The sequence below is a fragment of the Collinsella aerofaciens ATCC 25986 genome (assembly GCF_964239575.1).
GTDB classification, from domain to species: Bacteria; Actinomycetota; Coriobacteriia; order Coriobacteriales; family Coriobacteriaceae; genus Collinsella; species Collinsella aerofaciens_BQ.
This window is the reverse complement of the sequence record NZ_CAXSQQ010000001.1, coordinates 133883-156533: the sequence shown is the minus strand read 5'-3', so window position 1 is coordinate 156533 and position 22651 is coordinate 133883. Positions and strand designations below refer to the sequence as shown.

Here is a 22651-nt window from a genome sequence, read left to right as displayed (position 1 = left end):
ATATCCTCTTGAACTTCTTATGGGCCGTCGTTATCGATTTGCTGTTACTGCAGGTCCAGCTGGTCCAGGTATTCCTTGCCGTGCTCGGAGATATGGCGCTTGCGGCCTGCCTCGTCGTTGCCCAGCAACAGATTGAACATGGTCTCCATCTTGGTGACGTCCTCGGGCTCCACCTTGATCAGGCGACGCGTCTCGGGGTTCATGGTGGTGAGCCACATCATGTCCGGGTCGTTCTCACCAAGACCCTTGGAGCGGTTGATGGAGCACTTTTGGTCGCCAATCTCCTTGAGGATGCCGTTCTTCTCGAGCTCGGTGTAGGCAAAGTAGGTCTTCTCTTTGCAGTTGATCTCGTAGAGTGGCGATTCGGCGATATACACGTAACCCTCGTCGATAAGCGTGGGCACCAGGCGGTAGAGCATGGTGAGCACGAGCGTACGGATGTGATAACCGTCGACGTCGGCGTCCGTACAGATGATGACCTTGTTCCAGTTGAGGTTGTCCAGGTCAAAGGCACCAAGGTTTTTGATGCGCTTGTCCTTGATCTCCACGCCGCAGCCCAGCACGCGCATGAGGTCCATGATGATGTCGGACTTAAAGATGCGCGGATAGTCTTCCTTCAGGCAGTTGAGGATCTTACCGCGGACGGGCATAACGCCTTGGAACTCGGCATCGCGCGAGGTGCGAATGGCGCCTGCTGCCGAGTCGCCCTCTACGATGTAGATCTCGCGGCGGCTCTTGTCCTTGGAGCGGCAGTCGATGAACTTCTGCACGCGGTTGGCCATGTCGGTCTTCTGCTGTAGGTTGGTCTTGATGCTCTGACGCGTCTTCTCGGCGTTCTCGCGCGAACGCTTGTTGATGAGCACCTGCTCCATGATCTTGTTGGCAGCGTCTTTGTTCTCGATTAGGTAGGTTGAGAGCTGCTCCTTAAAGAAGGCCGTCATAGCCTGCTGGATAAAGCGGTTGTTGATGGCCTTCTTAGTCTGGTTTTCATAGGACGTCTGGGTGGAGAAGCAGTTGGTCACCAGCACCAGACAGTCCTGGACGTCCTGCCACTTAATGCCGCTCTCGTTTTTGTTGTACTTGCCCTGTTGCTTAATGTAAGCATCGATGGCACTGGTCAGAGCGCTGCGGGCGGCCTTCTCGGGCGAGCCGCCATTCTCGAGCCACGATGAGTTGTGGTAGTACTCCTGCATCATGATGGTGCGCGAGAAGCACATGCACGCGGTGATCTTTACATTGTAGTCGGGCAGGTCCTCGCGATCGCGACCGCGACGGTCGGCCTCGATAAAGAAGGGCTCGGTGAGGTAGTCGGTACCGACCTTCTCGAGCACGTAGTCTTCGATGCCCTTGGGATAGCAAAAGTCCTCTTCGGAAAACTCGCCATCGTCGCCCTCAATGCGCAGGCGGAAGGTCACGTTGGCGTTGACCACGGCCTGGCGGCGCATGGTCTCGCGATACCAATCGTGGGGGATGCTGATGGAGGTAAAGACCTCAAGATCGGGGCGCCATTTGATGGTGGTGCCGGTACGGTCCTCGTCGCTGGGCTCAATCTCGAGTGCCTTCTTTTTGGCGCCAACGACCTTGCCCTTTTTAAAGTGCAGGGAGTACTTGTTGCCGTCGCGCCAAACCGTGACGTCCATGTATTCGGAGGCGTACTGGGTCGCGCACGAGCCCAGGCCGTTGGTACCGAGCGAGAAGTCGTAGTCGCCGCCCTGGTTGTTGTTGTATTTGCCACCTGCGTAGAGCTCGCAAAAGACGAGCTCCCAGTTAAAGCGCTTCTCGGAGGGGTTCCAGTCGAGCGGGCAGCCGCGGCCGTTGTCCTCTACCTGAATGGAACCATCGCGAAAGGCGGTAAGGGTGATGAGCTTGCCGTAGCCCTGGCGCGCCTCGTCAACGGCGTTGGACAGGATCTCGAAGGCGGCATGCGCGCAGCCGTCGAGTCCGTCCGAGCCAAAGATGACGGCGGGGCGCAGGCGTACGCGCTCCTCGTCCTTGAGCTGGCGGATACTGTCGTTACCATAGTTTGCGGTGTTTTTTGCCATACTCGCTCTCTCGGTGCTCCTTTGCTGCGTTTAAGTCATATAGATAGTCAAGGTAGCATAGCCCAGCCCACAGACGATTCCAACCAACACGAAATCCATCGAACAACCGTTCGATTAGATAATGAATGCTTGGAATGCGGGAGGGACCTGTCCTGTCCTATCCAAACATCTGCGGCAGGTCGATGAAGACGGTTCGATCGCTTTCGCCAGCTTCGAAGCCCGAACGGGAGAAGAATCCATAGCGATGGCACTTGAGTCCCGTTGCCTCGACTTGGGCGATTTCCTCGTCGACCATTTTTTGCGTGATGGGGGATTTGCGGAACTTTGCTTCGTAGAATGCGTAGCCCTCGGGGTCTTGCGTTACCACATCGAATTCGCCGCTCGTTTTGTTTGCGGGGTCGTCGTACCAGTACTTGCCTATGGCGTCGAAAGCCGGTTCGATCTTGCCGGTCCTGTTCTGCCGCACGAGGTATTGACGGCAGATCTCCTCGAACATATGAGGAACGTAGTTTTCCTCGAAGTCTTGGAAGACGTGACGATCATAGAAGACTTCCGGGTCGAGCAGCTGACGCGCTGAGGCATTGCGGAAAACATAGCGATAGTAAAAGAGCGAAAGCGGATCCACTACAAAGTAGCCAGACTTGCGCTTGTTCGTAGGGTCGTTGATGGGTGCACGCTTTTGGACGATTTCGAGTGACATGAGCTTGTCGAGCACGTCTGCCATGGCCGGACCGCTCGAGACGTGCGACTGTGCCAGCACGTCCCCCCAACGGGAGTAGCCTTGTGCGAGAGCCCCGAAAACTTCGTTGGCGTTGGTCATCTTCGAGATCTCGGCGTTGAGATAGGACGGCACCTCGCTTTCTAAGCGGGCGCCAGGTTCCGTGACGAGCTCGATGATGTTGTCGCGTACGCTTTGGGATTGATCGATGAGGCGATTGTAAAAGGGGATACCGCCAAAAACGCTATAGAGCCGCACCTTGTCCTCGGGCGAGAACGCGGGATAGAACTTCGCAGCGTCAAAGTAATCCATGGGCTTAAGCTCAAGCGCGAGATCAATTCGCCCGTAGAGGGGGCTTTCATGCTCGATGAGGGATTTCATAATCTCAACGTAGGAGCCGCACAGGACAATGTTTAAACGTGAGTCTTCCCTGTGGGCGTCGATTGAGGTCTGAAGAATGCTGTCTAAGCCTTTAACCGCATCTCTCAAGTAGGGGTATTCGTCGAGAACGAGGGTAATGTTCTTGTCTTTAGCTTGGGCAAACAGAAATTCGATGAGCTCGCGGATGCCTGTGAAGGCGAGCGGAGGAAAGCTCAGCGCTTCAGCAACAAGGACGGACAGACTCTCGAGGTTGTCTGCCTCGGAGGTTTGGCGGCACTCGTAATAGACCGTTGCGACGTCCGACAAATCGGTTAGCGCCTGCTTGATGAGCTCACTTTTTCCGACGCGACGCCTGCCGTAAATGAGAACATTGCGCTGCTCGGGTGCTTTGAGCGTTTTCTTAATACGGGCGAGCTCACGCTCCCTGCCAATAAATTCCACTTACTCGGTTCCTTCCGACTCGGTTTTGTCCGAGTTAATTGTATCGCATGGATCAGTTTATGCTCGAGTTTACTCGGACAAAACCGAGTCGGTTCTGCCCGAGTAAATTTGAAGGCGGCCGAATGCGTCTTGCTGCGTTTGCGGTTGGATACGTTGTCGAAAACGTGTCGTGCGGATTGTTGGATCGAATCGAACATTGGGACAGACGTCTCGTTTTATGGGCCGGGGGCGTGCATGTGCGAGTTCTTTTGGCCCATAAGGAACGCTGGTGGGTCGTTATTTGGGCCACGGGTCACTTCGCCGGCGCCGTGTTTCGTCATACGCTCATAGTGGAAGCCGATGCCACGGGGTCGACTTGGGACTCGGGCAATGGATGAGCTGCAAGCCGAAAGGAGCGGTGAGAATGATGAGGCCCATGACAAAGAAACTGCTGTTAGGAATTCCCACCGTGACGCTTTCGGCCGTGCTGGCGTGTACAGTGGCCGGCTGTGGCGGTAGTGCTCCGAGCGGCTCGCCTGGCGGTTCGGGCGGCAGCGCGCCTGTGCAGGAAAAGCCCAGGGCCTATGATTCGCAGACGGTCGAGGTGGCAGGCATTACCTATGAGTCGGTGGCTCACGGTACGTTCTATCGCGGCGATGCCAAGCTGCAGGACGGCTTTTACCTGCACATCAAGATCACCAACAACAACACAAAGAACAGGACGTTCAGTTCCTTTAACGTGCATGCTGCCCAGGGCGATCTTGAGGCAGGCGACCCGTTGTTTACTTCCGGCAAGGCGGCCGTGCTCGACTACGTTGCAAGCGAGGCTCCCGATGAGCTGCACGAGGGCATCGACCTTTCCGAGAGGCCAGGTATCGGCCCGGGCGAGACCGTTGAGTACGTGTATTTCTGGGCGCCCAAGACGGCGTACTACGGGCCCATAACTGTCGAGTTCGTAGACGCTTATGCCCCCGCCAAGAATCATGAGGCCATGCACTTTGACACCACGGGATGCGAGACCAAGGAGTTCAAGGCGGCCGGCGGCGTGGCCGATTCTGGCGAGAAGACAGATTTAACGGGCATCGACTGCGCATCGTACAGCATCGAGGCCGCCGATGGGTACACGCTGGATTCGTCCGACGAAGAGCGCGAAAAGGCAAACTTCTTCCACGACGAGACTGGAGGACGCCTGAACATCAGCATCTTCCCGCGCTCGCCGGAGGAAGAGGTTGCAAGCCTAGAGCAGGTCTACGAAGGCAAGGAGACAACAACCGACCAGGTCGAGTACAACGGCATAACGTGGCTGCGCTTTACCGGTCCCGACAACGGCCATACGCTGTTTGCGACGGCTCCCGCGACGGGCGAGACCGTCCGCGTGTCGATTGGCTGGAAGATCGATTGGGACGCCGCCGCGCCCATGACGGAGGCATTGAAGCTCAAGTAGCGGGTTGCGATTCCCATGTCAGGCGACTCAGGGCTGGCTCCGAGTTATCGGGGCCAGCCCCTTTTGGTGTTCGATGAGCCGAGTCGGCGTCTCTCACAAAAGTAACTAGGAGCTAGCGAGACCTATCCGAATTGACCTCATTGGCGGTGTCTTTTTCGAGCGCCGTGCGGCGGGCGCTGTAGGCGATGAGGCCGGCGCCTGCCGCGGCGAGTGCTGTAGCGGCTGCCGTAAGGGGAGCATTGACATCGCCCGTGCCAGCGAGCGCGCCCGCTTTTCCGGAGCGCTTGTTATTGCTGTGGTCCTTGCCACTGCCGGAGCTCCTTCCGCCGGAGCCGCCGCCCTTGTCAGTACCGCCGCCACTCGAGCCGCCACTGCCGTCCGCCGTCATCGGTGCATCGTGAAGCCCCGTCGTATCCGCGTTGTCGCATACGCCGACCTGAACTTCTGAGCGTTCGCATGCCGCGTCGGGCACATGAAGCTCGTGCAGCACGGCACCCAGCGCCGAGTTTGCGCCCGGTCGAATTTCCTCGAGCGTTACGGGATCGAGCGCCACCAGATTACGCGCCTTCGCATATAGCGTTACACGTTTGCCTACTTCGTCGCTCCAACTTTCGGGGATGGCGAAGCTCATGCGGAACTGTGCCGTGCAACCCGGTGCCAGCACGGCGTTGCCGTTGTCGGCTACCAGCGGGTGCGTTGCAAAACGCGCGCCCAGCGTCTCGAGCGCGTACTTCACATGTGCCATGTCGTTGGCCGAAGCGTCCTCGGCAAGCTCTGGATCGTAGATCGAAGCCATGCGTGCGTTCACTCCGAATCCGATGGATGCGCTGGAGAACGGCTGGCTGGAGCCCTCTCGGTATAGATCGATCGTGCCGGCGGTCAGCAAGGTGTTGCCGTCGTTTCGCACCGTGACCATGAAGGATTCGCCTGCCGCTCCGGGCACCACCGCGCCCGAGGTGGCTACCGCGCCCGTCGGCGTCGCGCATGCCACCAGAGGCACTTCGATACCGTGTAGCTCTGCCTCGCTCTTCTCTGCACTCACAATGTGCGTGGCGAGCGCCGAGAGCATGCCGCCCGACGTTAAAAATGTCGTTATCTGATCGACGGGATGGTCCAGCTCGCACATCACGAACGGCTCCGTGAACAGATCGCCAGCCAAGGTGCTGGCGAAGATGCGGAAGTGCTTGCCCATCACTGCTACCGGGTTGCCTTCTTCGTCGTAGGTTTGTCCCACCTTGCCATCGGTGTTCTCTACATAGAGCACGCACCTGCCGTTGTTGCTTACGCTAAACGATGCCGGGCCACAGCCTGCGGCACCCACGGGCTGCGTTGCAAATGCCGATGCGCCTCGCGTCCAAGCAATATGCTGCAGTTGCTCGTTGACGGTTGCCAAAAAGCCCGTGTGCTGCGGCCACGGCATCGCGTGGGGTACTGTGGCATCTGGCGACATAACGCCCCAACCCGCGATGGACTGGCCGATCACGGCGTACGACGCGCAGCCACAACCGCCTGCAGTCTCGTATGCAACGGGCACCACCATTTTGCCGTTGATATTCTCGGGCGCGCCCAGCTCGATGCTCGATGGTGCCTGCGGAAAGTGGAGGACCTGACGGAACGTGAGACTGTCGCCCAAATTATCCGACCACAGGGTAAAGCATTCCAGCGCAACCTCGGCCTCGCTGCCGAGCGCCTTCTCTGCGGTGGTTCCGCGGCGGTGGAGGTAGGCGCCCGACAGGCGCCCGTCGACCAGCGTCTTGCCCACCGTGATACGCGGGCACTGCAGGCAATGGTAGCCATCCTCCTGAAGGCGGCCGCGAGAGATGCTGCGCCACGACGTGTGCGATACCACGCGAACTCCGTCGTTGCTTATGCGCAGGCGCACAACGGACAGTATGCCGGCTGTGCTTGCCATATCGAAAAGGGTGTCGTCGCCGGCGGGGCGCTCGCCCGAGACCAGCAGCACGTAGGCGTCCTGGTTTCCTCTTCCGTCCGTATATTCCACTACGTCGAAGTCGTAATCGTATATGCTGTCGCGCTCCACGTCGCCCTCGCCAAACCCAAGGGGAAAGTCCACAGGCGTGGGAGCGGACCACGTTCCGTTTGCCTTTGTGTGTACCACCAGGCGCGAGCGACCATTGTCGCCGTAGCGCACCGAGGCGATACGGAACAGGCATTCTACGCCGGCAATCATTGCCAGCTTCATGTGGGCTTCGCTGAGCACGCCAGCAAACAGCACGTTGTCGCTCGAGGGCTTGATGCCGCCACGCTCGTCCTCCGACACGCCGGCAGAATCGGCGTTCGGGTCGGCAACGGTGTTCGTTGCCTGACCGATGTAGGTGTACTCATACATCGGCGCGGCGTTTTCGTCGTTCTCTATCAGTGCATGGACGAAATGCTCGATCTGTCCCGTGTCGTCGCTTTCTGCATCCGCCTCGAGCTCAATGCGCGTGACCGCTTGATCCCAATCGCGCACGACAGGCGCGGTGTTTACGGCAGTGGCCTTAACCTCGGCGCGTGCGAGCAGTTCGGCGTTGGTGACGATGGTGGCCGATGCGATAAATTGCGGCACACCACCCGCCTCGGCGTTGCCGGCCGAGCCGAAGCAGGCATCCAGCGTATAAGGCGTATCTCCATCCAATGCGAGCTCAGAGCGCTGGAGCACATACTGGTCGCCATTGTTCACCGACATATTCCACGAATCGATGAGTGTGGGCCACGACCCCGACCAAGCCTTGGTGGTCCACTTGAACATTACGAACTGGAGTATTACATCGACATCGACGTCTGCACCTACACGCAGTCGCGGAAGCTGGTGTCCATTTGCCTTTTCGTACCCAATGAACAGCGTGAGGGATGCGGCGCCGCGCACGGCAGACGAAGCGACGCCTGCAACGCCGGCGCCAAAGGTGACGGCAAGCCCGATCTGGATGGTGAACGAGCCCGACGTGTTTGAATAGTCGAGCGAAATGTTTTTAAAAAACGCCGCGCCGCTGCCGTGCGTGTGGGCACCCACGGTGAGCGCCAGCTTCGCCAGCACCCAGGGGTTGACGTTTAGGAAAAACGGCACCGGTCCTAGGGTAAACTGCTCGGTCCAATTGAGGTCGGTTCTTACTTGAAAGAGTGCCTTAATATTGCCGTATGCGGGGTCGTTGTTGTTACCCCAGGTTTTGCCCACCCAATCGTAGGCGAGCGAGCCGTACAGCTGTGTGGCGATATCCATCGTGAACAGCAGCGTGCAATGGTGGCGAAGGAGCTTAGTGTTTCTTGGATCGGTTCCCGAACCGGCACTCATACTCTTGTACTGATTCCACTTCCCCTCCATCTCGTCGAGCTAGCGGTTTGCCTGCTTGGCACCCGACTCGCGCGGTGACTTCTTCCAGTACTCCGGATCCGGATTGCCCGAATCGTTCATGTAGCCGACCGGTTTGTATCCTCCGCCAAACAGTACGTACCCGGCAAACGAGAAATCGAACAAAATAGGGAACGAGGGCATCCAGCAGGTGAACTTGTTGCCGCCAATGCCGGGAAACGCTGCTGGGAAATCAAACGGAGTAATCTCTTGGTCCATGGTAGTGGGGACGATAGTGGTCGATCCGGATTCCGCCTTTGCGGCCGGCGCGGTGACAACGGCCATGGGAGAGGAGAGCGTGTAGGTTTTGCCCTGATAGTCGAGGACAAAGCGCAGCTTGCACCCTTCTTCCAGAAGGCCCGATGCCGCATCGAGAAACTTGTCTTCGAGTGTGAACGTTGCCAGATTATCCGAACCCGATGCACTGGCCTTGACTTGGCCAATCTGCGTGACGGTTTCGGGCGAGCTACCCGCGGCAGGTGTCACTTTGTTAATGCGCAGCGTTGCCTGCCCACCCTGTGGCATATGTGCCTGCACGGTAAAGGCGTGCGTGTCGGGTTGATCGTTTCCGGCGTCGTCCTTCGGCAATGCCATGAACGTGGCTTCAGCGTACTGGATGTCCCATTCGTCAAACGTGAGCTGGCGGAAGTACGGCTCGCCGTCGGAAAGCGGACGCGTGGGTGCGGTTATGGCGGTGCCGCCCTGGATACGCGCAAGGGGAATCTCGACATCACGGTAGCCCGCCATGCTAATGGAAATGCCGCCGTTAAAGTCGTACGCGTCGAGAAGCGTTGCCTCGTCCACGTAACCTTCCGAAAGAGGGGCGATCTCAAAGATGGCCGTGCCCTCGTCGTCGGTTGTGGCGGTGAGCTGCTTGCCTGCGGCATAGCGCGATGTGAGCGTGACCTGGGCACCCGCGATGGGCGTATTTTTGTTGGCGACGTCGACCACGACCACACCAAACATGGTGCGCGAGAGAACGAGCACCCTGAAGGGGTCTTTTTCGTCGGCATAGGCTTCGGTGGGCGCGAACGGCAATATGAAGGCGTTTGCGCTTCCCGGCACGCGCGGCAACATAATGCTCGCCAGCGAGGACGCTCCGGCAACAAGTAACGAACGGCGATCAAGCATCTTTGGCTCCCATCCCGCAAACATCGGAGGAAATAATCCAATTTTGCGAGAAGGTGCCCCGTGGCGGTAGTGCCGTTCGATGGCCAAAATGTCCAATTTGAGTGCGCGAAAGCGTCAGGCCCCCGGAGGGCTTTCGATACGCCGGGCAGTCTGGCCGTTAGCGCAACATGTGGGCAATCAGCTCGGCGCGAGTTCCGATACCAAGCTTGGCATACACTCCTGATAGGCGGTTTTTAACGGTGCCCGGCGATACTCCCATGTGGCGTGCGATTTCGGCGTTGGTCCATCCGCGGCAGGCGAGCATGGCCATGGTGAACTCCGTGGTCGTTAAATCGTCGGCCACGTCCTCGCCCGAATCGGGGTTGTGGATGCGCCGCCAGCCGTAGCTGAAGCGGTACGTGATCTCGATGATGCGTGCGAAATCGTCAGGGTATTGCGATTTTAGGCATGCCTCGATGAGTCCCTGCAAAAGGCCATGGTGCTCGCCAATGAGCTCGATAAGGCCGTCGGGACGCGCAATGTCCCAAGCGGCTCCGAAGTGTGCCTTTGCGGCGTCGATATCCTTGAGGCTCATGCATGCCATGGAAGCCGACAGGTGCAGGAACAGCTCCGAGATGGGATAGCTTCACTGTTTCATGATCAGGGCGTTTTCCGTCATGCCCAGACTGCGGCCATATTCGCCGCGCAGGTACAGGGCATGCGCCATCACGTAGCTGGCGAACAGGCGCAGGCCTTCGGGCAGATGCGCCGCAAGTGGATAAAACTCTTCAGCAGAATACGGGGAAGGCAAGTGCAGCAGGACACTCGCAGCGGAGGCGAACAGGATATGCGTGGCGTGGACGGCGGGCGATTCCTCGTCAGTTGGCGCATCGAGGATGCCCGCAAGGCAACGGCGGGCATCGGCGATACGGTTGAGCGACAGACTGGCATATCCGCAGATAAGGCATGCGGAATAACGCAGTGCGGGGTCGGTGGCGTCAAGATAGGGGCGTGCTGTCTCGGCGGCGGGTGTGGCCTGTCCGCGAAAGTACAGCGCTTCTGCCGTGGCGATGGTGCGTGAATCGGGGTCGGAAATGCCTGCAACCGCAGCGTCAATCTGCCCCGGCACAAAGGCAGTGCACATCAACGGCATGGGAATGCGCGGGTAGCCATCGCAGTCCATCTTCCATCTCCCATCAGGTGGCAACAATGCAGCAATTGTACTCCTGTTGCTCGGGACCCCTTTCGTTTTACTGTTCGGTTAACGCTGCGGATCGTTTTGGAAGGCTTACGAGCATGGTAGTCCCGTTCTCGGAACTTGTTTCGACCTCTACCGTGCCACCGTGAAGTGCTGCAATCTCCCAAACAAGCGCTAGCCCGAGTCCTGCGCCGCCGTATGCCCTGCTGCGGGATTTGTCTAGACGAAAGAACGGCTGGAAGATGCTCTCTCGGTACTGCTTGGGTATTCCCGGGCCCTCATCTTTGACTCGCAGGAGCACGTGGCTGTCGCTGTCGCTGATGGAGACATTGACAGTCGAGCCGGAGCGACTGTAACGGATGGCGTTTTCGGCCAGGTTGAACAGCAACCGATAGAGGAGCGTGTCGCTCCCGATTACTAAAGCGTCTCCAGCACAGTTGAGGGCTATGCTCCTATTTTCGGCAAGTGGCGCAAGGTCAGTGAGGACCTCTTCGGACAAGGGACCGAGTTCAACATCGTCCTCGCAAGGAACGCTGCGGAGCTCACTCATCTCAAGCAATACCTTGGTCATTCGAGACATGCGCTCGGTTTGTTCTTGTAGCAGGCCGAGCAGCTCGGCTGTTTCGGGTTGCAAACCGGAGTGCTCGGAGATGAATAGTTCAATCTGTGCTTGCATAAGGGCGAGCGGGGTGCGCAGCTCGTGTGCGGCGTTGCCGGTAAACTGACGCTGTGCAGAGAATCCTTCGCCAAGACGGGCGATCATGTCGTTGAAAGAGGCGCTGCATCGTTGTAGCTCGGTGGGCACATCTTCACTGAGTCTGATTTCGCTTAGGTTGTCAGGCTGCACGCGCTCTACCTGGGCGGCGAAATCCCGTAGCGGTTTGAGTGCACGGCCGCTCACAAAGTATGCCAGCACGCCGCCAAGGAGTGTGACTCCAGCCGTGATGTACCAGGCTGTCGTGCCAAAAGACTCCTGTGCGTCGTTTACGACGATCGTGACCCTGTCATCGGGGACCGCTTTCGTTGGGTCGAACGCCTGGGGCGAATCTTCGCCGGTTGCGTTAAAGGCCGAGATGTTACTGCCGATGGCATCCATGTAGCGCATGCCCGTATAGCCGACCAGGCAGTTCGTCAGCACGCATGCTGCACACGTGAGCAGTGCTGTCATAATCGTTATGCGCCATTGCAGCGAAAGCCTTTTCATTCGCTATCCTCCATAACGTAGCCCTCTCCAATCCGATTACGAATCGGGTCGTATCCCAAAGCGCTGCGCAGCTTTTTGCGGAGTGACGAGATGTGAACGCGGGTTGCGTTGCTAAAGCTGTTCACGCTGCTATCCCAAACGTGCTCGATAAGCTCCTCTTGACTTACCGGACGCCCCTGATTAAGCATCAGGTATTCCAAGATTCCCGTTTCCTTGCGCGTAAGAGATAAAGCCTCGCTGTCCACGGAAGCGATGCGCGCCTTGGTGTCAAAGCTGAGCTTTCCGCAGGTTAAAACTACGTCGCTTTGTGTAAAGCGTCTTAGGGTAAGGCTGCGAATCCTTGCCGCAAGCTCGTCCAGATGAAACGGCTTGGTGAGGTAATCGTTGGCGCCGGCATCGAGTCCGGCGACTTTATCGGATACTTCGCCACGTGCGGACAGAATCAGCACTTTGGTCTCGCAGTCAGTTTTCCTAAGTTCCCTGAGTACGGTCATGCCGTCGATACGGGGAAGGTTGAGGTCGAGTACCACGAGGTCGAAGGCCTCAACGTCCAGCAGGTCGAGCGCCTCCTGCCCGTCGTGACAGCAGTCGACGCTGTACGCCAAGTTTCGCAAGCTGCGCGCGATTGCGTCACACAGCGCCTGCTCGTCCTCGACGATCAAAATACGCATAACAGTCTCCTTGCACATTTCAAATCGCGCTTAACACGGATTTTATAGTCGATATGGTCCAATAGGTCGCGTGACGAAAGGAGTGGTCAAGTTGTTCAAAGCGATAAAACCTGTAATGCAGGTTGCGTTGCTGATCGTCGGTGTGGCCATGGTGTGCTTTGGCGTTATGCGTGGCGAGGCGGATGCCGTGCTGGCCAAGGCGATTAGGCTGTGCTTGGAGTGTATCGGAATTGGATAAAAGAAAAAACACCGTGTCGCATGTTTTGGCCAGAATTCGCGGATTCATTCAGGCGGCGGCAACGCTCATCACCAACATTCACCTGCCAAACTTTGCTAAAGGCGGCATCTATCACGGCGCGGGAAAAACAGTCTGCGTACCCGGGCTTAACTGCTATTCGTGCCCCGCGGCATCGGGTGCGTGCCCCATCGGGTCGTTCCAGTCGGTGGTAGGTTCATCTAAGTTCAACTTCTCCTACTACGTTACCGGTACGCTCATTTTGCTCGGCGTGCTGCTGGGACGCTTTGTATGCGGCTTTCTGTGCCCGTTTGGCTGGCTTCAGGAGCTGCTTCATAAGATTCCCGGCAAAAAGTTCTCCACGAAAAAGCTCAAGCCGCTCACGTACATCAAGTACGTCGTGCTGTTGTTTGCCGTGGTGCTGCTGCCCGTCTTGGTGGTTAACGACGTGGGCATGGGCGACCCGTTCTTTTGTAAGTACATCTGTCCGCAGGGTGTGCTCGAGGGCGCCATTCCTCTGGCCATTGCCAATGCCGGCATTCGATCTGCGTTGGGACAGCTCTTTACTTGGAAACTTGCCGTTCTCATTGCCGTGGTAGTGCTGAGCGTTTTGTTCTACCGCCCCTTCTGCAAATGGATTTGTCCACTCGGCGCATTCTATGCGCTCATGAATAGGGTGTCCCTACTGGGGATTCGGGTTGACGCATGCAAATGTGTCTCGTGCGGCAAGTGCTCAAAGGCTTGTCAGATGGACGTTGATGTGGTCCGCGCGCCCAATCATGCCGAATGCATCCGGTGCGGAAAGTGCATCGGGGCCTGTCCCGTCGATGCCATCAGCTATCGCTATGGCCTGGATGTGTCGGCGGAAAAGCTTCCCTTGCCCGCCGATAAAAAGTAAACAAGCTTCGACAAAACGGAGGAATGACTATGAAGCTTTCTAAGATTGCGGCCCTGTTTATGGTGCCGGTGCTGGCCTTGTGTCTTGTGGCGTGCTCGGCACCTGGCGGCAATGCGAGCGAATCTGCGAGCTCCGATCCTAAGATCGCAGAACTCACTGCGCAGAAGCCGGCCAATGCCGACGAGGCCGCCGAGCTGTATGCGAAGCTCATGCAGAAGGAGAACGAGATCTTTTCGAGTGATAACGCGCTGTGGGAAAAGGTATTCAATGCGGCAAATAAAGACTCGGCAATGATTGAGGACGGCAGCAATTACGGCGATTTCCTGCTCAAGACCATCGACGGCGCCAAGGATGAGTTTACGGCGGATGAGCTCAAGACGCTCAAGGCCGGTACACAGCAGATCAAGGAGATCGAGGACAAGCTCGAGAGCCTGGAGAAGGAGTTCCCCGGCTGTGGAAGCACGCCGAGTGCAGGCGAGAGCGTCGACGCTTCGACCGCTGGCATGACGGCTGGTGCCAATGCTTCGAGCGAGGCGACGAAGTTCCCCAGCTTTACGGGCAAGGACCTGGATGGCAACGACGTGAACGGCGACGAGCTGTTCTCTAAGAACAAGGTCACCGTCATGAACTTCTGGTTCACTACTTGCAAGCCGTGCGTGGGCGAGCTGGGCGATCTTGAGAAGCTGAATCAGGAGCTTGCCGAGAAGGGCGGCCAGGTCGTGGGCGTCAATTCCTTTACGCTCGATGGCAACAAGGGCGAGATCGCAGATGCCAAGGACGTGCTGAGCAAGAAGGGCGTGACATATAAGAACATCTGGTTCAAGTCGGATAGCGAGGCCGGTAAGTTTACGTCAAATTTGTTCTCGTTCCCGACAACGTATGTCATCGATCAGAATGGCAACATCGTAGGGGATCCAATCGTGGGAGCCATCAGCTCCGCTGAGCAGCGCGCAGCGCTCGACAAGCTTATCGACCAGGCGATTGCGAATAGCGAGCAGTAGAAAACGCGTAAAGCATGGCGAGGATCGCGCGCCGCTGTGCGGAGTAGTCCGCTGCCTTTCAAGATAATCTCCACCATACAGAGGTCCCGCTCGGGACCTCTTCTTTTGGGCGTCGTCCCGTTCGTTTTTTGGCGCGGTTCCCTACATTCCTCACTGGCTCCGGCAAAAAATGGGGATAGAGTAGGACAAACGCGTCGAATACGAACGGCGGGGGAGAGCGGGCAAGTGCGTCCGCGTGGGAGAGGTTGCCGTCCATGTTGGAGCTCAAAGGTATTTGCAAAAGGTACGTCACACAGTCGTTTACGCAGGTGGCGCTCGATAACGTGAGCCTGGCTTTTCGCGATAACGAGTTCGTGGCCATTCTGGGTCCCTCGGGCTCGGGCAAAACCACAATGCTCAACGTTATCGGTGGGCTGGACCACTTTGATTCCGGTGACCTGTTGATTGACGGTATTTCGACTAAGGACTTCCGTGACCGCGATTGGGATGCCTATCGCAACAACCGCATCGGCTTTGTGTTCCAAAGCTATAACCTCATTCCGCATCAGACCATTTTGGAAAACGTGGAGCTGGCGCTCACGCTCACGGGCGTGGGGCATGCCGAGCGCCGCCAGCGTGCGCGCGAGGCGTTGGAGAAAGTCGGCTTGGGCGAGCACGTTAACAAGCGCCCGAGCCAGCTATCGGGCGGACAGATGCAGCGCGTGGCCATCGCCCGCGCCCTGATTAACGATCCCGAGATTGTGCTGGCAGACGAGCCGACCGGCGCCTTGGATTCCACAACGTCCGTGCAGGTCATGGACTTGCTCAAGGACGTGGCGCGCGACCGTCTGGTTATTATGGTCACGCACAATCCCGAGCTGGCGTACCAATACGCCACGCGCATCGTCAACCTGGCGGACGGCAAGATCACCGACGATTCCGATCCTTTCGATGTCGCTGACGCCACGCGCCGCGAGGCAAAGCCTACGCGCAAAACCTCGATGAGCTTTGTGACGGCGCTGGGGCTTTCTGCCCGCAACCTTATGACCAAGAAGGGCCGTGCGGCCATGACGGCCTTTGCGGGGTCGATTGGCATTATCGGCATCGCGGCGATTCTGGCACTGTCCAACGGCGTAAACGGCTACATCAAAAAGGTCGAGGAGGATACGCTGTCGAGCTACCCGCTCACCATTTCCAAGCAGGATTACGACCTGTCGTTCATGATGGGCGGACAGGGGGCCACGGATGACGAGGCGTCCAACGGCGAGGATTCGTCCGACGACGGTACCGACGGCAAGGCTCAGGAAACCGATAAGATTCCCGTGGTCACGGCCGTAAAGGATATGTTTGCGAGCGTTAAGTCCAACGACATGACGAGCTTTAAGGCATGGCTCGATGCCGGTGGCGACGGAATCGATAAAGAGGTCAACGCCATTCAGTACGGCTACGGTGTATCGCCGGTTGTCTATCGTGCCGGCAAGGGCGACGAGAAGCCCGTCCGGCTGGTGCCCAACGCTATGACCGAGGCCATGAGCGGAGGCGCAAGTTCGGCGGCAACGGTGAGCATGGAATCCATGGGAACCTCGGTCTTTAACGAGATGATCGACGACCAGAGTCTGCTCGACAGCCAGTACGATGTCGTCGCTGGTCACTGGCCCACGTCCGCCAACGAAGCCGTGATGGTGCTTTCGAGCCGTGGCACGGTGGGCGATTACACGCTTTACAGCATCGGCGCGCTGGATATCAACGAGCTCAACGACCTGGTTAACAGCGCCATGGCGGCCGACGGTGGGGCCGAAACGCCCGAGACCGGCGCCGACTTTACCTACGACGATGCGCTGTCCACGACGTTTAAGGTGTTGTCGCCGGCCGATGCTTATCGCAAAAACGAAGAGACCGGCATGTGGACTGACATGTCCGGTGACGCCGACTTTATGGCCGACAAGGTTGCCGACGGCATTGACGTGCACATTGTGGGCGTGGTGCGACCTAACGAGACGGCCAATGCGAGCGCGTTGTCTCCGGGCATTGCCTATACACATGCGCTGACTCACCAGCTTATGGAGCGCGCCGCCGATTCGCAGATTGTGCAAGAGCAGCTTGCCCACCCCGAGACGGATGCCTTTACGGGCAAGTCTTTCGATGAACTGCAGGGCGAGGCAAAACAGGGCGTGGATCTGGGCAGTATGTTCAGTGTGGACGAGGCGGCGCTGAAGAGTGCGTTCTCGTTTGATGCGTCTGCACTCTCGGGTGCGGCCGGCGGTATGGACCTTTCTGGTATCGACTTGTCCGGGCTGGACATTGACCTTTCGAACGTTGGCAAGGACATCGACTTCAGCGACATCATGGCCAAAGCGCCGGCCCCAGATTTCTCGGGCATCTTTGACGGTCTGGAGCTCACGCCCGAGCAAATGCAGCAGGTGGGAACGCTTGCCAACCAACTGTTTGAGGGCTTTTTGCAGTCTGATCAGTTTAGGGCGCTGTCACCCGATGATCTTAAGGACGCGTCAAAGCTTGCTGCCGCATTCTCGGCGTATCTTGAGAGTGATACGGCAGCCCAGCAAATCCTGGCCCAGCTCAAAGCGCTCGGCGGCGATGCCCTGGCCGAGCGCTTGCAGCAGGCGATGACCGACTATGTGCAAAAGCAGCTGGCTCCGTATCTGCAGCAGGCTATGGATCAGGTGATGAAGTCGATCAGCGATCAGATTGCGGCGACGGTGTCAGCTCAGCTCAAGGCGGGCGCGGAAGGGCTCATGGGCCAGATGGCGACGCAGATGTCATCGAGTTTTGCCAACCTGGCGAGCGCTATGCGTGTGGATGCGAGCGCCTTTGCTCATGCCATCCATTTCAACATGGATGCCGAGGATCTGAGTTCGCTCATGATGAGCTATGCCAAGGCTTCGAAGCTCACCTACGACAACAATCTGACCACGTTGGGCTATGCGGATGAGGCCGACCCCATCTCGGTCAAGATTTTCCCGCGCGACTTTGAGGCCAAGGAGCGTGTGCTCGATCACATCGATGCGTACAACAAGCAGGTCAAAGCCGCCGGCCACGATGAACAGGCGATCTCGTACACCGACTACATGGGCATCATCATGGGTTCGGTGACCGACATCGTGAACACCATCAGCTTGGTGCTCATCGCATTCGTGAGCATCAGCCTGGTGGTGAGCTCCATCATGATCGGCATCATCACCTACATCAGCGTGCTGGAGCGAAAAAAGGAGATTGGCATCCTGCGCGCGATCGGCGCGTCAAAGCGCAACGTGGCCAACGTATTCAATGCCGAGACCTTTATCGAGGGCCTCATCGCTGGCGTCTTTGCCGTTGTCGTCGTGGTGGCCGTGAGCTTTCCGGTTAATGCCTGGGCGCTTGCTGCCAAACAGGTCCCCAATCTGATGAGCCTGCCCGTGCAGGATGCGCTGGTGCTCATCGCGATTTCGGTGCTGCTGACGGTCGTTGCCGGTCTGCTGCCGGCCCGCAGTGCGTCCAGGAAGGATCCCGTGGAGGCCCTGCGCTCTGAATAATGTGACAAAGGGGCTGTTCCTTTGTCACATTGAGACCTTTGCGAAATTAGAGCGTAAGCCTTTAGTTCTTCTTTGCAGAGAGCATGAGCCTAATTTCCGGATGGGTGTATTCGTCGAATTCTTCTGCCGCTTCGGTGTCAAAGGTGTAGTACGACTTGATAGATTCGTCCTCCGTCTTGATGCTGATTTCTTCATATAGGGAGCCGGCCAAAAATGCCTGTTTAAATTCATCCGACAGGCTGCATGGCGTGAGGAGGTCCGGTGTGGCAACGGAAACGTCCAGCCCATTGAGCGAAGCACAGAGCGTCGCGATATCCTGCTCGGCGCGGGCGAGGTTGTCTGCAAGGCTTGCCACGGGGTCGATCTGGCTGGTGTAATCGACGTCCGTGAGCATGCCGTCTGCATCAAAAGAAAGGTAGACATAGGCTGCTTGAGCGCCGAGGTCATTATCGCGCAGATAGCCGATAACGCGGTAGCCGTAGTCGTGATACGACTCGTATGGGTTGTCTGCCGCAACGCGTTCGCACACGGGCTCCAAGGCATCCTGCGCAATGACAAGCTGTTCGGCTGCCGCGGCCTTTCTCGCCTGAAGTTCGCTGCTTCCCTGGACAAACTGCGGGATGTAGGCGCCAAGCAGCACAATGACTGGTACTGCGATGAGCGCGATCATCTGTTTCTTGGCGCTCGGAATCGCAACGCCGTATGCGTTTGCCATGGCTTCGGCATTGCTCGAGGTTTCGGCTAGCACGTCTGCCGCGGTGGCAACTGCCCCTACGGCGCCGGCAATCTCTGCGGCGCCGCCTAGGTTGCGCGCAACATCGTTATCGCTGTTCTTGAGCAGGCGGCCGGCAGCTTGCGTGGCAAGCACGCCGGCGACCTCCGCGGAACGGTCCTTGTTGGTCTGGGCTACCGCAAGCCTGCTCTGCAGCTCCTTCCACTGTTTGCCCTGCATTCCAAAGCGCGGTGCAAGAGCGCAATAGCAAAAGACGGCGAGTTCGATTACGGTGAGTGCGATGGCGGTATATATGCCCGCGGGTTGGAATTCTTTTTGGTGGAACGCGATATCGTTGATCATTTGGAGCGGCAACATCAGCAGGCATGCTACGAACGACATGGCGAGTGCAGTCGCTGCGATCTTGGGGTACGTGCAGTACCGCTGGATGCGTTTCTTTTCTTGCTCGGTGAGCTGCTGCATGGGGGCCTCGACTCTCATCGTTCTACGCGGGCGATGCACGCATGCGTTTGAGTATAAATGAGTGCAGGGCGTCAGTTGCTCTAACACGGCGCTAATGGCGTGGTGCTAGAGCACAAGGCATAATGAACATGACAAAGGGGCAGTTCCTTAGTCATGTTCGTTGATATGAGAGAAGAGTAGATGATCCTTTCGCTGGCCCCCATGGAGGGAATTACCGGGCATGTGTTTCGTCGCGTGCATGCGGAGTGCTTTGGCGCGCTCGACTGTTATTACACGCCGTTTTTGCCGCCGCCGCGGGTGGGCAATCGCTTTGGCGGCAAGGCGTTTAAGGAGATCGATCCTGCCAATAACCAGGGGCTCAACGTGGTGCCTCAGTTGATGTCCAAGAACGCGGATGAGTTTGTGTGGGCGGCACAGGTGCTCGCCGACATGGGCTATCGAGAGGTCAATCTCAACTTGGGTTGCCCCTCGGGGACGGTTGTCGCCAAGGGCAAGGGCTCGGGCTTTTTGCGCCACTTGGACGAGCTCGAAGTGTTCTTGAGCGATGTGTGCGAACGTTCGCCGTTGCCGGTGTCGGTAAAAACCAGGCTGGGGCTGGAGAGCGACGACGAATACGAGCGCGTGCTCGATCTGTATTGCCGCATGCCGCTGGCAGAGCTGATCGTGCATCCGCGCGTACAGAAGGACCGTTATACGGGCTCGCCGCGCAAAGAGTTTTACGGCAAGACGTTGGAGCGGGCGCCGTTTCCCGTGGCCTATAACGGTGACATTTTTGATCTTGAGGATATGGACGCGCTGGTGGAGGCCTATCCCGGCACGCGCCATGTGATGTTGGGGCGTGGCCTGCTCGCGAACCCCGCGCTGGCTCGCATGGTCAAGGGCGGCCCAGCTGCAACGGCTGCTGAGCTGCAGCGCTTCCACGACACGCTGTTTGCGGCATATGCAGAAGAGATTGGCGGCAATGCGGTCTTCCGCATGAAGGAGTGGTGGTTCTACGCCAAGTGCGCTTTCGCTGATCCCGCTACCGTCCACAAGATCGTACGCAAGACCAAAAAGGTCGACGAATACCGCGCTGCCGTCGAGCGCGTCTTTCGCGAACAGCTGCTTGCACCCACAGCTCGCTTCCACGGCTAACTAGTCATCGGGGGCGTTCTTTAACGACTGGTCATTTAAGGACGTCCCCAATGGCTGTGTTGCACTAGAGCAGGTTCTCCTGCACCCACGCGATGATGTCGTTCGACTCGTAGAGCGGTTTGCCGTCGATGAACAGGCAGGGAACCTGGCGCTTTCCGCCGACGGCGATGAGCGTCTGCTCGGCTTCGGGGTCGGTCGAGATATTGCGCTCGGGAATGGTCACGCCGTTATCGGCAAGGAATCGCTTGACTTTTATGCAATACGGGCAGCCGGTCATAACGTACAGCGTGAGCTCATGATTAGTAGCCATGGGTCTCCAATCGGTTGAGGTTTCGATTGAAATACCCAAAGCAGCCGCGGTCTATGCGCGCGTCAACGACGACTCGATGGCCTGGATCAGAAACGCCGTGGCTCCGGTGCCGCAGGGCTTGTCGTAGTAGTCAACAAAGCGCTGATCGGCAAGATAGCCGTGGGCGAGGCCCAGGTATGCTTCGTCTTGGGGCTCGCGTCCCCAGTTAAGGGCAATCCATCGACGGTGCATTGCGACAAGTTTGTGGGCCTCGTTGCTCCCTGGGTCGCCAATGCCCATGGCAATCGAGAGTTGACCCAGAATAGCGCGTTCAAGTTCCTTCATGTCGTTCCATGTCTCGGGGTCCATATCCAGCAGTGCTTCTTTTGCTGCATCGATAGCCTCATCGCCATAGCGCACCCGCGCTTCGGCGCCGTAGTGCTCCTCGTTTTCCTGCACGGTGCGCCAGCGCTCCAGTTGCGGCAGGACGGCGCCCATGAGCGAGACGGCTTCGTCGAGCGACATGCCGGTGTTTTGCGCCAGCCGCGGGGCGCAATCCTCGATCATCGCCTCCATGGTGGTGTCGTAGGTGTACTTGCCGTGGTCGTAGCACCACTTGCAGTAATGGTCGGTCGTGGCGCCCGTGGCATCGGTGCCGCAGTCGTTGGGCGTGAGTATCATGCCGCAGCTCTGGCAATAGTGCTCGGGCATTTCGAACAGGTGAGACAGAGGCTCGCCGGTTACGGCGGCGATGAGTTTCATCATGTCGATGCCCGGTGTGACCTCGCCGCGCTCCCAACGGCTGACGGCTTGGCGTGTGACGAAGAGCTTGGCGGCGAGCTGCTCCTGGGTAAGGTGATGGGCGCGACGGATGGCAATGAGCTTTTCTGCAAAGGCCATAGCGGCTCCTTTCTGCTGGTTGATGGCTTAAGCATACGCGGCGGCAGGCGCCCTTCCAAGCAACCGTTGGTTGCACGACGGGAAACCGCGGCGAAGAATTGCGCGCAACGCCCCAAGCCTCCATGCCGTACAATGACCGGCATGGAACCTATCGCACACATACTTACCGACCTGCCGCAGAAGTTCGGCATTCCGCGCAACAGCTTTTTGGCGCCTCATCTGCAGGGACGCATCGTTTTTGAGCCGGAATTTGCCTCCAATGCAGCGGTTGAGGGTCTGGACTCCTTCTCTCACCTGTGGCTGTTGTGGCGCTTCGAAAACGGAACGCCCGGTGGCACGGCTAAGGACATAGCCGCCGATGCCAAAACGCAGGACAGGTCCGGTACCAACGCAAAATGGTCGAAGACCGTGCGTCCGCCGCGCCTGGGTGGAGCCGAGCGTGTGGGCGTCTTTGCCACGCGCAGCCCGTTTCGCCCTAATCCCATCGGTCTCACCTGCGTCAAACTCGATCGTGTCGAGTTCACCGATGATGGCCCGATCATCCATGTGCTGGGGGCCGATCTGCGCGATGGCACGCCCATCTACGACATTAAGCCCTACATCCCGTTTGCGGATTGCCACTCGGATGCGACCGGCGGCTGGATTGAGGATGCTCCGTGGCAAGAGCTCGATGTTGAGTTTCCGCAAGCTCTGCAGGATACGGTCCCGCCCGCAAAGATTTCTGGCTTGGTCGAGGTTCTACGCCAAGATCCGCGCCGCGCGGGCAGCAAGCACGAGCCAAACCGCGTCTATCATCTGGCCTACGCCGGACTCGACATATCGTTTACGGTCGACGAAACCCAGCTAACCGTAGTCGCCGTCAACGACGCGCGGGGCTAACCTGCCATTCGTCTGCACCCGTCAAATTAAGCGCCAAACCCCGCGCCAAAACCGCCCACGCTGGTGGACAATAA

18 protein-coding genes are annotated in these 22651 nt (G+C 58.2%); 7 read left to right on the top strand and 11 right to left on the bottom strand.

Annotated features, from left to right (window positions below; genetic code table 11):
• Positions 1 to 44: 44 nt before the first annotated feature.
• Both ACESUZ_RS00675 and ACESUZ_RS00670 read right to left on the bottom strand, forming a co-directional pair.
• Positions 45 to 2042: a DNA gyrase/topoisomerase IV subunit B gene (locus tag ACESUZ_RS00675; RefSeq protein ID WP_373197988.1), complete on the bottom strand. Its 1998-nt coding sequence runs from the start codon at positions 2040 to 2042 to the stop codon at positions 45 to 47.
• A 157-nt stretch (positions 2043 to 2199) separates the two neighbouring features.
• On the bottom strand, positions 2200 to 3582 hold the full coding sequence (locus ACESUZ_RS00670) for an ATP-binding protein (RefSeq protein WP_040358713.1): 1383 nt from the start codon (positions 3580 to 3582) through the stop codon (positions 2200 to 2202).
• A gap of 406 nt (positions 3583 to 3988) precedes the next feature.
• Between ACESUZ_RS00670 and ACESUZ_RS00665 the strand changes: the two genes are divergently transcribed.
• Positions 3989 to 5005 carry a hypothetical protein gene (locus tag ACESUZ_RS00665; protein WP_373197987.1) on the top strand — a complete coding sequence of 339 codons (1017 nt, stop codon included), beginning with the start codon at positions 3989 to 3991 and terminating at the stop codon, positions 5003 to 5005.
• Between the two features lie 112 nt (positions 5006 to 5117).
• Here ACESUZ_RS00665 and ACESUZ_RS00660 read toward each other — a convergent pair whose 3' ends face one another.
• The 6 genes from ACESUZ_RS00660 to ACESUZ_RS00635 form a co-directional block, all read right to left on the bottom strand.
• Positions 5118 to 8297 (bottom strand): hypothetical protein, encoded by a 3180-nt coding sequence (locus ACESUZ_RS00660; RefSeq protein ID WP_373197986.1) that lies wholly within the window; start codon positions 8295 to 8297, stop codon positions 5118 to 5120.
• 39 nt (positions 8298 to 8336) lie between these two features.
• On the bottom strand, positions 8337 to 9485 hold the full coding sequence (locus ACESUZ_RS00655) for a carboxypeptidase-like regulatory domain-containing protein (protein WP_373197985.1): 1149 nt from the start codon (positions 9483 to 9485) through the stop codon (positions 8337 to 8339).
• A 157-nt stretch (positions 9486 to 9642) separates the two neighbouring features.
• Entirely contained in the window at positions 9643 to 10068 is a 426-nt protein-coding gene (locus tag ACESUZ_RS00650; RefSeq protein ID WP_373197984.1) for a helix-turn-helix domain-containing protein, read from the bottom strand.
• 42 nt (positions 10069 to 10110) lie between these two features.
• A complete protein-coding gene (locus tag ACESUZ_RS00645; protein WP_373197983.1) occupies positions 10111 to 10647 on the bottom strand; it encodes a hypothetical protein in 537 nt (178 codons plus the stop codon).
• A 67-nt stretch (positions 10648 to 10714) separates the two neighbouring features.
• Positions 10715 to 11866 carry a HAMP domain-containing sensor histidine kinase gene (locus ACESUZ_RS00640; RefSeq protein WP_373197982.1) on the bottom strand — a complete coding sequence of 384 codons (1152 nt, stop codon included), beginning with the start codon at positions 11864 to 11866 and terminating at the stop codon, positions 10715 to 10717.
• Positions 11863 to 12555 carry a response regulator transcription factor gene (locus tag ACESUZ_RS00635; protein WP_443985219.1) on the bottom strand — a complete coding sequence of 231 codons (693 nt, stop codon included), beginning with the start codon at positions 12553 to 12555 and terminating at the stop codon, positions 11863 to 11865. The genes ACESUZ_RS00640 and ACESUZ_RS00635 overlap by 4 nt, the downstream gene beginning before the upstream one ends.
• 73 nt (positions 12556 to 12628) lie before the next feature.
• On the opposite strand from ACESUZ_RS00635, the gene ACESUZ_RS00630 reads away from it, so the two are divergent.
• The 4 genes from ACESUZ_RS00630 (at position 12629) to ACESUZ_RS00615 (ending at position 18180) form a co-directional block, all read left to right on the top strand.
• Positions 12629 to 12775, top strand: a complete 147-nt coding sequence (locus ACESUZ_RS00630; RefSeq protein ID WP_226812590.1) for a CD1871A family CXXC motif-containing protein — start codon at positions 12629 to 12631, stop codon at positions 12773 to 12775.
• A gap of 13 nt (positions 12776 to 12788) precedes the next feature.
• Positions 12789 to 13670: a 4Fe-4S binding protein gene (locus ACESUZ_RS00625; protein ID WP_443985218.1), complete on the top strand. Its 882-nt coding sequence runs from the start codon at positions 12789 to 12791 to the stop codon at positions 13668 to 13670.
• A 29-nt stretch (positions 13671 to 13699) separates the two neighbouring features.
• On the top strand, positions 13700 to 14671 hold the full coding sequence (locus ACESUZ_RS00620; RefSeq protein ID WP_373197980.1) for a TlpA family protein disulfide reductase: 972 nt from the start codon (positions 13700 to 13702) through the stop codon (positions 14669 to 14671).
• A 254-nt stretch (positions 14672 to 14925) separates the two neighbouring features.
• Positions 14926 to 18180, top strand: a complete 3255-nt coding sequence (locus ACESUZ_RS00615) for an ABC transporter ATP-binding protein/permease (RefSeq protein ID WP_373197979.1) — start codon at positions 14926 to 14928, stop codon at positions 18178 to 18180.
• Positions 18181 to 18241: 61 nt separating this feature from the next.
• Here ACESUZ_RS00615 and ACESUZ_RS00610 read toward each other — a convergent pair whose 3' ends face one another.
• Positions 18242 to 19375, bottom strand: a complete 1134-nt coding sequence (locus ACESUZ_RS00610; RefSeq protein ID WP_373197978.1) for a hypothetical protein — start codon at positions 19373 to 19375, stop codon at positions 18242 to 18244.
• Positions 19376 to 19555: 180 nt separating this feature from the next.
• On the opposite strand from ACESUZ_RS00610, the gene ACESUZ_RS00605 reads away from it, so the two are divergent.
• The gene (locus ACESUZ_RS00605; protein ID WP_373197977.1) at positions 19556 to 20509 is read left to right on the top strand and encodes a tRNA dihydrouridine synthase; all 954 of its coding nucleotides are present in this window, start codon (positions 19556 to 19558) and stop codon (positions 20507 to 20509) included.
• A gap of 64 nt (positions 20510 to 20573) precedes the next feature.
• Here ACESUZ_RS00605 and ACESUZ_RS00600 read toward each other — a convergent pair whose 3' ends face one another.
• Positions 20574 to 20819 carry a glutaredoxin family protein gene (locus ACESUZ_RS00600; protein WP_373197976.1) on the bottom strand — a complete coding sequence of 82 codons (246 nt, stop codon included), beginning with the start codon at positions 20817 to 20819 and terminating at the stop codon, positions 20574 to 20576.
• Positions 20820 to 20870: 51 nt separating this feature from the next.
• Positions 20871 to 21698 (bottom strand): TipAS antibiotic-recognition domain-containing protein, encoded by an 828-nt coding sequence (locus ACESUZ_RS00595; RefSeq protein WP_373197975.1) that lies wholly within the window; start codon positions 21696 to 21698, stop codon positions 20871 to 20873.
• A 141-nt stretch (positions 21699 to 21839) separates the two neighbouring features.
• Between ACESUZ_RS00595 and tsaA the strand changes: the two genes are divergently transcribed.
• The gene (tsaA, locus tag ACESUZ_RS00590) at positions 21840 to 22577 is read left to right on the top strand and encodes a tRNA (N6-threonylcarbamoyladenosine(37)-N6)-methyltransferase TrmO (RefSeq protein WP_373197974.1); all 738 of its coding nucleotides are present in this window, start codon (positions 21840 to 21842) and stop codon (positions 22575 to 22577) included.
• Positions 22578 to 22651 lie beyond the last annotated feature (74 nt).